The following is an 851-nucleotide window of genomic DNA, read 5'->3' as shown; positions in this document are numbered from 1 at the left end:
ATGCTCTTGAACGCAGCCCATGCAAGCGTCGCTCGGCTCATGACGAGGCCTCTGTACCGTTGCTGTTCTCTGGTGCGTTGGCCGGCTGTGATCCAAGCAAATCGGCAAAGAGCGCCTTGTCATTCTCGCGGGTGAGAAAGCCGGGCAGCTCGCGGCGCAACCAGTCGCCCAGTCGTTTGGTGAACTCCGGATCATTGGCGTTTTCCAACCGATGCAGGACGAGCGCACCCAGCAGGACCTTGCGACGGGTATCGTTTGTCCGGTCCTGTTTCGACAGACGTGCCTTGAGTGCCGAGCGTTGCGCCTCCAGCTCAGCCAGACGCTGTTCGATCGATTTTCTTGCCACAGTTGATCCTTTCACTTTTTCGTCGTGGTGGGCACCGTTTTGAGATGGATGAGGACACCTTTCTGCGTCCTGCCGGATCGGTCAATATCGAATTTTCCCGTGGCCTCGACCAGATCGCTGAGACGGGCAAAGCCGTAGTTTCTGGAATCGAATTCGGGCGATTGCTTTGCGACATGAGAGCCGACCGCACCGAGATTGACCCAGCCATCTTCGTCGGCGGTCGCGGTGACGGCCTTGCTCAGCATGCTGATCAGGGCTTTGTCGATTTTGCTCTTCTGGGGCACGGCTGGCTCGACAGTTGCTGCCTCTGTGGTCAGACCTGAAATTTCCTTCGTGGCGGTCTTCTCGATTGCCGCTCGTGCCGACGTTGGTTCGGCGGTTGCAGGTTCTTCGACCGACGCATTGAGGACGTCGAAATAGACGAACTTGTCGCAGGCAGTGATGAAAGGGCGAGGGGGCTTTCGTTCTCCAAAACCGTAGACTGTGACGCCCTGTTCGCGAATGC

General features: G+C 57.8%; 2 protein-coding genes. Both read right to left on the bottom strand.

What is annotated here, in order from left to right:
- Nucleotides 1-37: 37 nt before the first annotated feature.
- On the bottom strand, nt 38-346 hold the full coding sequence (locus tag DSM25558_RS27630) for a mobilization protein (RefSeq protein WP_077107793.1): 309 nt from the start codon (nt 344-346) through the stop codon (nt 38-40).
- A gap of 11 nt (nt 347-357) precedes the next feature.
- A partial coding sequence (locus tag DSM25558_RS27625; RefSeq protein ID WP_200800810.1) for an OST-HTH/LOTUS domain-containing protein occupies nt 358-851 on the bottom strand: 494 nt, incomplete at its 5' end.

This window comes from Agrobacterium sp. DSM 25558 (assembly GCF_900100825.1).
GTDB lineage: Bacteria > Pseudomonadota > Alphaproteobacteria > Rhizobiales > Rhizobiaceae > Agrobacterium.
The sequence above is the reverse complement of the archived record's forward strand: the minus strand, read 5'-3'. Positions and strand labels throughout refer to the sequence as shown.